Genomic DNA, 14,835 nt, shown 5'->3' with positions numbered 1-14,835 from the left:
GATAATTCTGGGAATGTGCGACGTGCAGCCATCCAAGCATTAGCCAGCAATTTCCCAGATGACCCGGACACCCGCTCGATTCTCAAAGACCGCGCCACTGCTGATAATTCTGGGAATGTGCGACGTGCAGCCATCCAAGCATTAGCCAGCAATTTCCAAGATGACCCGGACACGCGCTCGATTCTCAAAGACCGCGCCACTGCTGATAATCAATGGGATGTGCGACGTGCAGCCATCGAAGCATTAGCCAGCAATTTCCAAGATGACCCGGACACGCGCTCGTTTCTCAAAGACCGCGCCACTGCTGATAATTCTGGGAATGTGCGACGTGCAGCCATCCAAGCATTAGCCAAACACTTTAGAAATCAGCTTGAGTTGTTTGAAATTTACTACAACTGCGCTGTCAATGACTCCTTTGAGCGTAGGCATCATCCTTGGTCGCACCCCAATCCTCGACGGGTTGCACTTGAGATAATTATCAAGCAATTTCCTCAGCATCGCCAGACTTTACCACTGTTGCGCGACAAAGCAGAGAATGATCCAGATAAGCAAGTGCGAGATTTTGCTCAACAGAAGTTGGCAGAATTACAGAAGTATGGAACAAAATCCTCGTTTTCACCCTAATAAGCTGTCGCGCATTTAATTTGCACAAATAGGGCCGGCAAGATGCCATTGGTGTCAAGTTAAGGCAGAAGCCCAAATGTCAAAGGTATGTTCATTGAATTCGGGCAGTCGTTTATTGAATTCGGGCAGTCGTTCATCGAATTCGGGCAGTCGTTTATTGAATTCGGGCAGCCGTTTATTGAATTCGGGCAGTCGTTTATTGAATTCGGGCAGTCGTTTATTGAATTCGGGCAGTCGTTCATCGAATTCGGGCAGTCGTTTATTGAATTCGGGGTGTCGTTTATTGAATTTGGGGTGTCGTTTATTGAATTCGGGTAGCCGTTTATTATTTTTGTTCAATTTTAATTTGAGGAGGATAAAACCTAAACACAAAAAGACTTTTCATCCAGTCCCCAGCGATGCACTGCGCCGCCCTGAGCTTGTCGAAGGGAGCTTGTCGAAGTGTCCCTAGCTATACTAGTTGACCCCAGTGATTTCATCTTAACTTGACACTTATGGCAAGATGCCCACCCCACAAGAGATTTATTTTTTGAACGATGCAAATTAAAATATTTTTAGCTTATTAAACCTCTCAAAGGTAATTTTGCAGGCTATTATCGCGATCGCATTGGTGAATATCACGTTATTTACCGAATTGATGATGAAACCAATTAGCTTATTGTCACCACTATTGCTCATCGCCGAGACGTGTATGAATAAATATGAAATATACAATCGTTATTCAGTGGTCTGATGAAGATGAGTGTTTTGTTGTCAGTCTTCCTGAATGGGGATTTTGTCATACTCACGGAGATACTTACGAAGAAGCTTTCAAAAATGCTCAAGAAGTTTTAGAAATGCTGATTGAATCATCCTTAGCTGACGGTCAACCTCTACCTGAGCCAAAAACATTAGAAAAGTCGTTAAAATAATTCGTAATACTTGCCATTCGCGTAGCGTCTTGTAGAGAAGGCGAGAAGCAAGCTATGTAATTCGTAATTCGTAATTTATCAAATTAGAGAAGCATACGGCGATGCCTTCACGATAGGCATCGCGGATTTTAGATTTAATCTAATCTAAAATCCCAAATCGAGTTACCGATTCACCGCCGCAGCTTCTCTTGCTGCTGTTGCTTGATCTGGGTGAATACCCAAGCGGGTGAGATTAATCCGACCTTTGTTATCAATTTCGCGCACTTTGATAATCACTTCATCGCCCACTGCTACTTCATCTTCAACTTTGCCAACGCGGTAGTCAGCTAGTTGTGAAATGTGAATCATGCCTTCTTTTCCAGGCAGGAATTCCACAAATGCGCCTATCGGTATGATCCGAGTAATGCGTCCTGCATAGACATCCCCTTCGTGCAACTTGCGGGTCATGCCTTGGATGATATTTCTGGCTCTCTTGGCCTTGTTCTCATCCACAGCGGAAATTGTCACAGTGCCATCATCTTCGATGTCAATTTTTGCACCAGTTTCCTCTGTGATTCCCTTAATAGTCTTGCCTCCAGGCCCGATCACCAAACCAATCATGTCTGAATCAATCTTGATTGTTAACAGACGTGGGGCATAAGGTGAGGTTTCAGTCCGCGGCGTGTCAATGCACGCGAGCATTTTCTCCAAAATGTGCAACCGGGCTGATTTAGCTTGGTGAACGGCTTGTGCTATAACCTCCAAAGACAAACCGGAGATTTTCATATCCATTTGCAAGGCGGTAATCCCGGCATCCGTCCCGGCAACTTTGAAGTCCATGTCGCCCAAAAAGTCTTCAATGCCTTGGATGTCGGTCAGGACTCGTACTTCGTCCCCTTCCTTAATCAGACCCATTGCCGCGCCACTAACGGGTTTGAGAATTGGTACACCAGCATCCATCAGAGCGAGGGTGGAACCGCAGACTGAACCCATTGAGGTGGAACCGTTGGAAGAAAGTACTTCCGATACGATGCGAATCACGTAGGGAAATTGTTCTTTTGACGGTAGCACAGGTATGAGCGATCGCTCTGCTAATGCCCCGTGACCAATTTCGCGCCTTCCTGGGGCCCGCATTGGCTTGGTTTCCCCGACTGAGAACGGCGGGAAGTTGTAATGATGCAGGTAACGCTTGTGCTGATCTAGCTGCATGTCATCGTTGAGGTTTTGAGCATCCCCAGGTGTACCCAGAGTACAAGTGGATAATACTTGAGTTAGTCCTCGGTTAAATAAACCGCTACCGTGGACTCGCTTTGGTAAGACATCAACTAAACAAGAAACAGGTCGTACTTCATCAAGTTTACGACCATCAACGCGAACGTTATCTTCGACGATTTGCCGCCGCATGAAGTATTTGGTAATATCTTTAAAAGTGTTACCAAGTGCCTTACTATTTGCGGTTGCAGCAACTCGAATCGGGTCTTCTTGTGGCAGTTCGGCGATCGTCGTCGCAATTTCATTCTTGACGACATCTAAAGCGGCATCGCGTTCGGGTTTGGTGAAAGTAAATTGAGACAGGATTTTCTTAATCTCGCCACTAGCGCGATCGCGGATATAATTTTCCAGTGTCTGGTCTACTTCTGGTGGTGCTTCTTGCACTATTACCAGACCCAGTTCTGCTACTAAATCTTGCTGGGCTTTGATTAAATCCCGCACCGCTTCGTAGCCAAAATCAATTGCCTCAATAATATCTCGCTCTGGCAACTGATTAGCTCCCGCCTCCACCATGATTACGCCATGTGGCGAACCAGCTACTACTAGATCCAAGTCTCCGGCTTCAATTTCTGCATAAGTGGGGTTAATAATGAAATCATCTCCCACTAAACCAACCCGTACTGCTGCCATTGGCCCATTAAAGGGGATTTGAGCAATCAGGGTAGCAATGGAAGCACCTGTAACTGCTAACACATCGGGTGGCACTAACTCGTCCATCGACAGCGTTAAGGCAATAATTTGCAGGTCATCCCGCAACCATGAAGGGAACAAAGGACGCAGGGGACGGTCTATAAGACGGCTGGTGAGAATTGTTTTTTCTGGTGGGCGACCTTCTCGCCGCATGATCCCTCCAGGAATCCGACCAGCGGCATATAGCCTTTCTTCATAATCTACAGTCAGGGGAAGAAAATCAATGCCTTCTCTGGCTTGCGATCGCGTAGCCGTCACTAAAACGGATGTGTCCCCTGATTCTATCAAAACCGACCCACCTGCCTGGGGAGCTAATAGGCCTACTTTCAGTCGAATATCCCTTCCATCGAAGGATATTGACTTATCAACTTCTGCCATTCAGTTTTTTTTCCTTCTCTTTCGCTATTCTCTTTCTGTGGCAATCCTAACATTTATGCCCTATGGCTGACTTCTAGTAGATACAAAGAGAGACAAGTGGTTCAAAGTAAAGTGTGATACAAGATTAGCGCGTCTACTACCTGCCCATTCTCTAGCTTCACTGCACTCGGAATTCGTCCAATAATTTCAAATCCTAACGACTGCCAAAGTGTAATTGAAGGTATATTAGTCTCAAAGACCAAATTAAACATCACTGCTTCGTAGCCCAGGTTTGCTGCTATCGAAAGCATAGCCTCTCCCATGAACCGTCCTAAACCCTGACCGCGTAATCCTGGTTGTACAATAAAACCAGCGTTGCAAATATGGCTACACCAACCGGGAAAGTTTGGCTTTAAATAAAACGCCCCTAATATTTCTTTTGGCTTGTGTGTAGGATCTATAACAGATGTCCTGACAACAAAGGCATCCTTGCTTAACCAGTAAGCTGAAAATTCTGTAGGAGAGAGAGGTTGCTTTTGGGGATAAGTTTTACCTTCAACAATTACAACATTGAGTAGCGATCTTACAACCTCTTGTTCTTGAGGATGCATATAATCTAGTTCCACTAATATGCCATTTTTTAAAACTTTAGTTATGGGAAAATTCATTATTAATAATGTTTATATTGAATAATTAGTTAAATTATATGCAAAATTGGTTAAAAATTATTTTTGAAAAGATGCAAAAAGTAGAATAATTGCGATTTTAATTCTGGAGTTTTGGGAAAATCTGAGTAGTTAGCAAATGGCGATTTTACACTGTAATTGGTTACTAAAAAATCAAAATGGTTGTTTATTTATTTGGGGGGAAACTTGGCGATCGCCACGAGTGAATTTCGAGTCTAGTGGATCTGGAGACATAGCACTACATCCATTGGCAATGACATCAGTTGAGTTGAGTGAGTGGTTGCGTTCGCAGAACATGGCAATTACCAACTTCATCCAAAAAACCCAAGTTGCGATGCCTGCGGCGGGCAAAGCGATCGCAACTACTGGGCGAGCCTCCAAAGGAGGAGCTACGCTAACGCGTAAAGCCGCCAGTGCCACTGAAATCGGTTTACCAACGCACTCTCAAATCATTGCCTTACCAACTTATATTCCAGAAGGTAATGGCGAAGGAACAACAGCGATTTTCCCTGTACATTCTGCTAGCTTAGGGGAAAATACAGACTTACCACAATATTTGCAACCGTGGCGAGTTGAGGGTTTTTGTCTTAACCCCAGCGAAGCAGTAAAATTTCTCGCTGCTATTCCCTTAAATGCTGCGAAAGGGGAAGATGCTTTTTTAGGTGGAGATTTACGCTTTTGGTCGCAGGTTGCCCGATGGAGTTTAGATTTAATCTCCCGGTGTAAGTTTTTACCAACAATTAACCAACAATCGGATGGTGCGTTTGCTGCTAAGTGGCAAGTACTCGTAGATAGTGCTGTAGATGGAACCCGCATAGAAAAATTTTCTGCGAATATGCCCTTGGTTTGTCGCACCTATCAGGGAGATGGGGGAGCAGGGGGAGATGAGGGAGCAACATCTTCCTCATCCCCCTCATCTTCCTCATCCCCCTCATCCCCTCACCTAGCAGTAAACTTCCCCGTCGAACCTCAAGAATTACTTTTGGGATTTCTCAACAGTACGATAGATGCCCAAGTGCGAGACATGGTAGGTTCTCAACCTCCAATTGAAGCTAAGGCGATGGCATCTTTACCAACTGGGGTGCGACAGTGGTTGCAAGCCTTAACTAGTGCATCTGGTACCGTTAATGCAGATGCAATTGAAGTGGAACGACTGGAAGCGGCATTGAAGGCTTGGACTATGCCCCTACAATACCAGTTAACTCTTAAAACACTATTTCGTACCTGTTTTCAACTGCGTTCTCCAGAGTCTGGCGAAACAGATTGGACATTGGCGTATTTTTTGCAAGCAGCTGACGATCCAGAGTTTTTAGTGGATGCAGCAACTATTTGGAACAATCCAGTTGAAAAATTAGTTTATGAAAATCGGACAATTGACCAACCACAAGAAACATTTTTGCGAGGTTTGGGGGTAGCTTCTCGATTATATCCAGCGATGTCTGGCGACAAGGCACAAAGCGCCTACGCACCCAGTTTAGAAACTGAATATCCCCAATTTTCTCGCCTCACCCCCATCCAAGCTTATGAGTTTATCAAAGCTATAGCTTGGAGGTTGGAAGACAGTGGTTTGGGAGTAATTTTGCCTCCCAGTTTAGCGAATCGTGAAGGCTGGGCAAATCGTTTAGGTTTAAAAATTACTGCTGAAACTCCAAAGACAAAACAGGGACGCTTGGGGTTGCAGAGTCTGCTAAATTTCCAATGGCAATTGGCAATTGGCGGACAAACTATTTCCAAAGCCGAGTTTGATAAACTTGTGGCTTTAAATAGTCCACTAGTAGAAATTAATGGTGAGTGGGTAGAATTGCGACCTCAAGATATCAAGACAGCCCAAACTTTTTTTACCACTCGCAAAGACCAAATGGCCCTTTCCCTGGAAGATGCTTTGCGTCTGAGTACAGGAGATACTCAGGCAATTGAAAAGTTACCAGTGGTCAGCTTTGATGCATCTGGGGCATTGCAAGAGTTGATTGGGGCGTTAACAAATAATCAGGCGATCGCACCTTTACCCACACCAACAGGCTTTAAAGGACAGTTGCGACCTTATCAAGAACGTGGTGCTGCTTGGCTGTCCTTCTTAGAACGTTGGGGCTTGGGTGCGTGTCTCGCAGACGACATGGGACTCGGTAAAACTATCCAGTTTATTGCTTTTCTGCTGCACTTAAAAGAACAGGATGCACTAGAAAATCCAACACTGCTAGTTTGTCCAACTTCGGTTTTAGGCAACTGGGAAAGGGAAGTCAATAAATTTGCACCAAGCCTGAAAATTTTGCAATATCACGGTGACAAACGCCCAAAAGGGAAAGCATTTTTAGAAGCTGTAAAAAAACACGATTTAATCGTTACCAGCTACTCACTGCTTCATCGAGATATCAAGTCATTGCAAAGTGTCTCTTGGCAGATAATTGTTTTAGATGAAGCCCAGAATGTGAAAAATCCAGAGGCGAAGCAGTCAAAAGCAGTGCGCCAATTAGAAGCTACATTTCGGATTGCGTTGACGGGGACACCTGTAGAAAATAGATTACAAGAACTATGGTCTATTTTGGATTTTCTCAATCCTGGGTATTTAGGCAATCGGCAATTTTTTCAGCGTCGGTTTGCCATGCCAATAGAAAAGTATGGTGATACGGCTTCTTTGACTCAGTTACGCTCATTAGTACAACCATTTATATTGCGGCGATTGAAAAGCGATCGCGATATCATTCAAGACTTACCAGATAAGCAAGAAATGACCGTATTTTGTGGTTTAACTGGTGAACAAGCCGCACTTTATCAACAAGTTGTAGAACAATCTTTAGTAGAGATAGAATCTGCTGAAGGGTTGCAACGTCGGGGGATGATTTTAGCTTTACTAATCAAACTTAAGCAAATCTGCAATCACCCAGCCCAATACCTGAAACAGGCGACATTAGAAGAACATAATTCAGCCAAACTTTTGCGGCTAGAAGAAATGTTAGAAGAAGTTTTGGCAGAAAGCGATCGCGCTTTAATCTTTACACAGTTTGCTGAGTGGGGTAAATTACTTAAACCCTATTTAGAAAAACAGTTAGGGCGAGAAATATTCTTTTTATATGGCAGCACCAGCAAAAAACAACGTGAGGAAATGATCGACCGTTTCCAACACGATCCTCAAGGCCCCCCGATTATGATTCTTTCTCTAAAAGCGGGTGGTGTCGGACTGAATTTAACACGCGCAAATCATGTATTCCACTTTGATAGATGGTGGAATCCAGCAGTGGAAAATCAAGCCACAGACCGAGTATTTCGCATTGGACAAACCCGGAATGTGCAAGTACATAAATTTGTTTGTACTGGCACTTTAGAAGAAAAAATTCATGACATGATTGAAAGTAAAAAACAACTAGCTGAACAAGTTGTAGGTGCTGGTGAAGAATGGTTAACTGAACTGGATACAGACCAACTTCGTAACTTATTAATACTTGACCGCAGTGCAGTAATTGACGATGATGCAGAATAAGTTTGTGGTGTAAATTTAACTTTTTTGCATGTAGTATAATTCTACAAAATTATATTTGTCCGTATGCATTAGCTTCTTGCATAAATACTTCTCGACTTCACGTAAACGCGCAGATAAATAGTTAAAAATCGAGACTTTTGCAAGGGGTATATTGAATGTTTATATTGAAAAGTATCTTATTTTGATATAACTCTATGGACGATCGAGAAGCATTACAGAGAACTCTCAACCGCGCCCACCGTGCTCTCCAGATATTAGAAGAACAAAAAGCTGGTTTTGGAATTCGAGTTCCAGTAGATTTGCAAATCGAACTGGAGGAAAAAGAAAAAGAAGTAGCTAGCTTAGAGGCGCGATTGAGTCATTTTCAAAACAGCATCGATAAAGTAGAGGCAAAAAGCAACCAAAAGGAAGTTTTTATCTCCTATACCTGGCGAGATAATCACAGCGAAACATTTGTACAACAACTAGAGAAAGTATTTCCGGCAAAAGGTATTACAATCATTCGGGATAAAAATGCAATTGGCTACAAAGAACGATTTCAAGAATTCATGCAGCGATTGAGTCGTGGCAAATGTGTGATTGTGGTAATCAGCGACCAATATTTGAAGTCTGAAAATTGCATGTATGAACTAGTTGAAATTGCCAAAAATGGAAAACTTTATCATCGAATTTTTCCCATAGTTTTAGCAGATGCCCAAATTTATAAGCCTATTGAAACAATTAAATATGTTGAGTATTGGGAAAAGCAAATTCAAGATTTAAATGACGCTATGAAAACAGTTAGCGCCGCTAATTTACAGGGATTTAGAGAAGAAATTGACCTATATACTGAAATTCGTAATATGTTTGCTAATCTTATAAACCTGCTGAAGGATATGAATGCTCTGACGGAAGAGATTCATATACAATCAGATTTTGAGGCACTGCTCAAAGCGATCGCAGAAAGTTTAGATGAGTAAGCTAAGAGCGAATGTACGGAGCGTCTGCTAAAAGCGATCGCCCTCAATGATTCGGGAAAAGTGGATATCTTGTTGCTCCGCCTGCCCTTTGCCTTTTTTCAACTGCAAATCCTAAGATTTCTTTTTATCAAATCCTATGGATAATCAAGAAGCACTACAACGAACTCTCAACCGCGCTCGTCGCGCCCTCCAGATATTAGAGGAGGAAAAAGCTGGTTATGGGATTCGAGTTCCAGTGGATTTGCAGATCGATCTGGAGGAAAAACAAAAAGAAGTCACTAGCCTAGAGGTGCGATTAAGCCAGTTACAGGGAAAGCGCTCAGAAAGTTTGCCCGATAACCTGCCCCGCTATAACGATGTGTTTGTGGGACGCAAACAAGAAATCGCCCGTTGTATGGACGCACTTTCACTAGAGGAACGCAGTTGGGGTGTGACGATCGATGGTATTGGTGGTATGGGCAAAACGGCGTTAGCGCTGGAGGTAGCACACCTAGCCCGTCAGCAAGCCTTGTTTGATGCCTACCTGTTTGTTTCTGCCAAGACTACCTGGCTCTCAGCTGAAGGAGTACGGGAAGAAACTCTCGCTCTGTCTTCTCTCGATAGCTTCTGCCGGGAATTTGCCAAGGGGTTGGGACAGACAGACATTGTGAAAATGACTGATACCACAGAACGCCGCCGCGCCCTTCTCGATGCTCTGCGGGGACGGCGCACCCTATTAATTTGGGACAACTTGGAAACCCTGAATGCAGAAGAACGCGATATGATTGCCGAGTTTGTGCGGAAACTGCCCACCCCCAACAAAGCCATCATCACCAGCCGCCGCCGCACTGGGGAAAGCGCCGTCACCATCCGCTTAGATCGCCTCTTAGAGGCAGAAGCTTTGCAGTTGATGAGAGAGAAGGGAAGATCGCACCCCCGTTTAGCCCAGGAACTAAATGCAACGAAGCCAGAGATATTGACCGCTTTATATCAAGCGTCTGGTGGCAACCCCCTAGCGCTGGATTGGACATTGGGACAGGTGGCACACAAAGGCTATTCCATAAGTGTTGCCCTAGAGCGGTTGCGGAATGCCGCCAAATCCCCCGATCTCTACGGGTTTCTGTTTGCCGATGCCGCCCAAACTCTCTCTGAAAACGATCGCACAGTGTTATCTGCCCTGGTTGTATTTATGACACCAGCAAGAACCGCAGCACTGGCAGATGCTACGGATTTAGCCATAACCGAGATCCAAGTTTCTTTAGAGGGGTTGGTAACACTATCTTTAGTGAATGAGTTGGATGGAGAACGGTTTGGCTTACACCCCCTCACCCGCACCTATGTCCGGGCAGCTCTGGGCGGAACGAATACGGTTAGGACTGCACCCCTAGCAAGTGGAATTCGGTTTGATTCTTCTGCCCAACGGAAAGTTTTGCGCTACTGGGTGGACTTTGCCCAAAAGTACGGAGGTAGAAGTGAAAATTACAAAACCTATGACAAGCTGGAAACTGAGTGGCAGAATCTAGAGGGCGTGGCTACAACTCTGCGGGAGATGGCAGGTATCTCCGTTGAATTGAAAGACCTACAGACTGCCCAGATGCTCATCGATTTGGAACACGCTTTATTTAACTTCCTCTTCTTTCGAGGCTACTGGGATGAAGGAGTGCGCTTGGGTGAGTGGGTATATCAGGTAGGCAAGGCGCTGAGTCATTGGAGCGATGCTGGCTGGGGCGCCTATCATGTTGCTCGCGTTCACTACTTTCGCGCGGAGACAGATCGGGCAGCAAGTTGGGCGGCTCAGATGTCGGAGGCAATGAAACGGGGTGGCAGCCGTCAGAACAAAGCTGTTGCAATTCAGTTGCAAGGAGATATTGCAAGGCAACGCCAGAACTTGCTGAAGGCAGAGCGACTGTATCACGAGGTATTAGCAATTTTCCGAGAGTTGAAGAATGAACCTGCTAAAGCGATCGCCCTCAACAATCTAGGATCAGTTGCGCGATCGCTGGGACAATATGATCGTGCTGAGTCCTACATCAAGGAAGCATTGGCGATAGAAGTAAAACGAGGAAATAAAGAAAGACAAGCAGTTTATTTTGGCAGCCTGGGAAATCTAGCCCTTGACCGCAACCGCCCTACAGAAGCCCGCCCCTTGTTCGAGCGTGCCTTAGCTCTAGACCAAGAAGTGGGGCGGCAAGACCGGGTAGCTGATGCTCAATATGGTCTGGCACGAGTTCTGGAGGAGGAAGGGCGCTACGCAGAGGCACTATCCTTGGCACTGGCTGCCCAGGAAATCCGAAAGCGCCTGCGCGATAAGAGCTTAGATTGCACGCATCAATTAGTTGAGCGATTGCGGCGCAAGGCGGAGATGGAATAATTCGTAATTTGTAATTAATTCAAGGTTTTATGCCCCTGTGTAGTGCCGTTCCACTCTGTAGGCGTATATTTGTGAAACTAATATGCTCTCAACGATAACCGCTATAGTCTGAGGTAACTATCACAAAACGAGATCAACCCATCTATTCCATAATTTTAAATTTTAAATAGATTATGACTAATTACACATTACAAGCAAGCCGCGAATGGTGGTCACAACAATGGCTAGATTTGCTAGATTCCTATCGTTTTAAAAAGCGTTTAGAACGTGCAAGAAATTATGCTCGTCAAGGAAATGTTTTGAGCATCGAATTTAAAGGTGCAAAAGTATTAGCTAGGGTTCAAGGTAGCGAAGTAGAACCCTATAAAGTTTCCCTTTCCCTTGAACCATTTACCGATGAACAGTGGGGTTATGTAATTGAAACCATGTCTCAAAGGGCAATTTTTGCTGCCAAGCTACTAGCAGGAGAAATGCCACAAAATATAGAAGAAGTCTTCACAGCTAATGGTCTTTCGATATTTCCATTTACCCTTGCTGATGTCCAGAGTAAATGCTCTTGTCCTGATAAAGCAAATCCCTGTAAACACATTGGTGCGATATACTATCAGTTAGGCGATAGATTCAGTGAAGACCCCTTTGTACTATTTCAATTGCGCGGACGTTCTAAAGAGCAAATTATCAGCGATTTACGCCAATTACGTAGTGCCAAGATTCAACCCAGTAGTACCACAGAAACGCCCGATATTCAACAGTCAATTCCTAATAACAAATACTCGGTAAAAATTGATTCTTTCTGGCAATACAATGAGCCACTAGAGTCATCATTGGTAGTGATTGCACCATCTACTAGTGAGACGATATTAGATGTATTGGGAGCGATTCCCCTAGCGAAAGAAGAGGAAAATGCAGTAAATTCAACTTCGAGTGATGTGGTAATGAAGTATTTGAATACCGTTTACAGAGATGTAAGCCAGAAGGCTGTTTTAGCAGCGATGAATGTAGGAGGAAGTTGATACTAATTCGTAATGACGTTCGCGGACTTGCTACCGCTGCACTAACGTAATTCGTAATTATGAATTAGGTTGAGTGGGTAGTTTCAATCTTTATCATTCCCGCCTTCCCTTACCCATTCCCGTACCGCCCGACGAATTGCCCGTCTACCATCTGTCCGATTTTGCTCAATCAGTTTCGGCAGATATCGAATTGCTAAAGTAGGAAATACTAAACTCTTCTCTGATTCGACATATTCCCCATTTTGCAAATGATAAATCTTGATTTCGCCGGAGTCATAACACCAAAGTTCTGGTACTCCCAAGCGGGCATAAATGGGAAAACGATTCAGGGACTTACTGGTAACATCAATTTCTAGTGCTAAATCAGGTGGTGGGTCTTGTCTCAAGTCCAGATCCAATCTACCTCGAATCGCAGCTTCATTCTGGAAATAGAAGCAGTTATCTGACTCCAGCCCTGCCATTCGGCTTTCTCGCTTCCAAGTAGTCGAGCCATAACTTTCATAGTCTAAATCCAGCACATCAGCGATTTCCTTGACCAAATCGCTAATTACCTCTTTGTAATGTTCGTGTTCAGGTAAAGGTGTCATAATTTCCAAAGTAGTGCGATCGTAAGCTAACCGTGCTGCCCGATGCTCTCCCAAGTCTTTTAAAAGATTTTCAAACTGTTGCCAGCTAATGTCGTAAAGCATTACTCGGTCTGCTCGATTCTTAGCGACTGTCATTATTACGACCTCTAGAATGTTTTATTGTCCAAACTCAAGTTTAGCCTGTTCCACCAAATCAGCAGTCACAACCTCTTGGCCTGCTTCACGAGCCAGCTGTTCAATTCTGGCTTTAGCTTGAGAGCGGACAAAAAAGGGAATGTTTTGTAACTTTTCCTTAGCTTCAGATGTCCATCGCAAAGCATCAATAAAATTGGAGTCGTTCATAGATTAGTTACCTTGGCAAGTCGCTCACTTTAATTAATAGATTACTAATTTTCCTATAAAAAAAGCCCTTGCTTTTATGCAAGAGCCTCTAAATTATTTAGTTGTCAATGATGAAATAAACTTTACAACCTAATCTAGGTCGTCCATGAACATCACTGGCTCAGTATCACGGTTAATTCCTTTCTCAAAACCACCAGCAGCAGCCCGTGCGCGACCAGCGTGCCATAAGTGACCAACTAGGAAGAAGAATCCTAGTACGAAGTGAGAAGTCGCCAACCAAGCGCGAGGAGATACGTAGTTGAAAGAGTTAATTTCGGTAGCTACACCACCCACGGAGTTCAAAGAACCCAGAGGTGCGTGGGTCATGTATTCAGCAGCGCGACGAGCTTGCCAAGGCTGAATATCATTCTTGATTTTTTCCAAGTCAAGACCATTGGGGCCACGTAGAGGCTCCAACCAAGGGCCGCGGAAATCCCAGAAACGCATGGTTTCACCACCGAAGATGATTTCACCAGTTGGAGAGCGCATGAGATATTTACCTAGACCAGTAGGGCCTTGGGCAGAACCGACGTTAGCACCCAAGCGTTGGTCACGAATCAAGAAGGTTAAAGCCTGAGCTTGAGAAGCTTCTGGGCCAGTAGGGCCGAAGAATTCGCTGGGGTAAACGGTGTTGTTAAACCAAACAAAGATTGAGGCAATAAAGCCCATCAGAGAGAGAGCGCCCAAGCTGTAGGAGAGATAAGCCTCACCAGACCAGATGGATGCCCGACGTGACCAAGCAAAAGGCTTGGTAAGAATGTGGAAAATACCACCAAAAATTAAAATAAAGGCAACCCAAATGTGACCACCGACCACATCTTCTAAGTTATCAACGCTGACAATCCAGCCTTCGCCACCAAAGGGAGACTTGATTACATAACCGAAGATAACTGCTGGGTTCAATGTCGGATTGGTAATAATCCGAACATCACCACCACCTGGTGCCCAGGTGTCATACAACCCACCAAAGAACATTGCCTTTGCTACCAACAGCAATGCACCGAATCCCAAAATAATCAGGTGGAACCCGATGATGTTGGTCATCTTGTTCTTGTCTTTCCAGTCGTAACCAAAGAAAGAAGAATATTCTTCTAAGGTTTCTGGCCCACGAACGGCATGATAGATACCGCCAAAGCCAAGGACGGCTGAGGAAATTAGGTGGAGTACACCGACAACAAAGTAGGGGAAGGTATCGATGACTTCACCACCAGCACCAACACCCCAACCCTGAGCGGCGAGGTGAGGTAACAGGATCAAGCCCTGCTCGTACATGGGTTTTTCAGGAATGAAGTGAGCGACTTCAAATAAAGTCATCGCTCCAGCCCAGAATACAATCAAACCAGAATGGGCAACGTGAGCACCCAGTAGTTTGCCAGATAGATTGATTAAACGGGCGTTACCAGACCACCAAGCAAATCCAGTGGATTCTTGGTCGCGTCCAGCGCCGCCTAAGATATTTGGTCTATTAGAGAGCGTTACCACGTGGTAATACCTCCTCAGGGAATACAAATTGTTCGTGGGGTTGATCTTGAGGAGCCATCCAAGCGCGGA

At 44.6% G+C, this 14,835-nt stretch carries 12 protein-coding genes and 1 pseudogene; 7 read left to right on the top strand and 6 right to left on the bottom strand.

Going from position 1 to position 14,835, the window contains the following annotated elements:
* The 3 genes from HWQ58_RS16320 to HWQ58_RS16310 all read left to right on the top strand — a co-directional run.
* Positions 1-624: HEAT repeat domain-containing protein (locus tag HWQ58_RS16320; protein ID WP_292864438.1), on the top strand; the 624-nt coding region annotated here is incomplete at its 5' end.
* Positions 625-711: 87 nt separating this feature from the next.
* Positions 712-942, top strand: a complete 231-nt coding sequence (locus tag HWQ58_RS16315) for a hypothetical protein (protein ID WP_292864436.1) — start codon at positions 712-714, stop codon at positions 940-942.
* Between the two features lie 383 nt (positions 943-1,325).
* Complete coding sequence (locus HWQ58_RS16310) at positions 1,326-1,535, top strand: type II toxin-antitoxin system HicB family antitoxin (protein WP_104908798.1); 210 nt, start codon at positions 1,326-1,328, stop codon at positions 1,533-1,535.
* Between the two features lie 162 nt (positions 1,536-1,697).
* On the opposite strand, the gene HWQ58_RS16305 is transcribed toward HWQ58_RS16310, so the two are convergent.
* Together HWQ58_RS16305 and HWQ58_RS16300 are read right to left on the bottom strand one after the other, a co-directional pair.
* Positions 1,698-3,854 (bottom strand): polyribonucleotide nucleotidyltransferase, encoded by a 2,157-nt coding sequence (locus tag HWQ58_RS16305; RefSeq protein ID WP_292864433.1) that lies wholly within the window; start codon positions 3,852-3,854, stop codon positions 1,698-1,700.
* Positions 3,855-3,955: 101 nt separating this feature from the next.
* The gene (locus HWQ58_RS16300) at positions 3,956-4,501 is read right to left on the bottom strand and encodes an N-acetyltransferase (RefSeq protein WP_292864430.1); all 546 of its coding nucleotides are present in this window, start codon (positions 4,499-4,501) and stop codon (positions 3,956-3,958) included.
* Positions 4,502-4,637: 136 nt separating this feature from the next.
* Here HWQ58_RS16300 and HWQ58_RS16295 point away from each other — a divergent pair, with 136 nt between their 5' ends.
* From HWQ58_RS16295 to HWQ58_RS16280, 4 genes are all read left to right on the top strand, one after another.
* Entirely contained in the window at positions 4,638-7,994 is a 3,357-nt protein-coding gene (locus tag HWQ58_RS16295; RefSeq protein ID WP_292864427.1) for a DEAD/DEAH box helicase, read from the top strand.
* Positions 7,995-8,188: 194 nt separating this feature from the next.
* Positions 8,189-8,953 carry a toll/interleukin-1 receptor domain-containing protein gene (locus HWQ58_RS16290; protein WP_292864424.1) on the top strand — a complete coding sequence of 255 codons (765 nt, stop codon included), beginning with the start codon at positions 8,189-8,191 and terminating at the stop codon, positions 8,951-8,953.
* 136 nt (positions 8,954-9,089) lie between these two features.
* Positions 9,090-11,303 carry a tetratricopeptide repeat protein gene (locus tag HWQ58_RS16285; RefSeq protein WP_292864421.1) on the top strand — a complete coding sequence of 738 codons (2,214 nt, stop codon included), beginning with the start codon at positions 9,090-9,092 and terminating at the stop codon, positions 11,301-11,303.
* A 173-nt stretch (positions 11,304-11,476) separates the two neighbouring features.
* Complete coding sequence (locus HWQ58_RS16280) at positions 11,477-12,316, top strand: SWIM zinc finger family protein (protein ID WP_292864419.1); 840 nt, start codon at positions 11,477-11,479, stop codon at positions 12,314-12,316.
* 83 nt (positions 12,317-12,399) lie between these two features.
* On the opposite strand, the gene HWQ58_RS16275 is transcribed toward HWQ58_RS16280, so the two are convergent.
* The 4 genes and pseudogenes from HWQ58_RS16275 to HWQ58_RS38455 all read right to left on the bottom strand — a co-directional run.
* A complete protein-coding gene (locus HWQ58_RS16275) occupies positions 12,400-13,038 on the bottom strand; it encodes a Uma2 family endonuclease (RefSeq protein WP_292864416.1) in 639 nt (212 codons plus the stop codon).
* 21 nt (positions 13,039-13,059) lie between these two features.
* Entirely contained in the window at positions 13,060-13,245 is a 186-nt protein-coding gene (locus HWQ58_RS16270; RefSeq protein WP_292864413.1) for a PCP reductase family protein, read from the bottom strand.
* A 129-nt stretch (positions 13,246-13,374) separates the two neighbouring features.
* A complete protein-coding gene (gene psbC / locus HWQ58_RS16265) occupies positions 13,375-14,766 on the bottom strand; it encodes a photosystem II reaction center protein CP43 (protein ID WP_292864410.1) in 1,392 nt (463 codons plus the stop codon).
* Positions 14,750-14,835, bottom strand: a pseudogene (locus HWQ58_RS38455) (photosystem II protein D2); the annotation flags it as partial. The gene psbC and the pseudogene HWQ58_RS38455, both read right to left, overlap by 17 nt.

This window comes from Nostoc sp. LPT, from assembly GCF_017115165.1.
GTDB lineage: Bacteria > Cyanobacteriota > Cyanobacteriia > Cyanobacteriales > Nostocaceae > Nostoc.
Note: the sequence above shows the minus strand (reverse complement) of the source record. Positions and strands in the feature narration are given on the sequence as shown.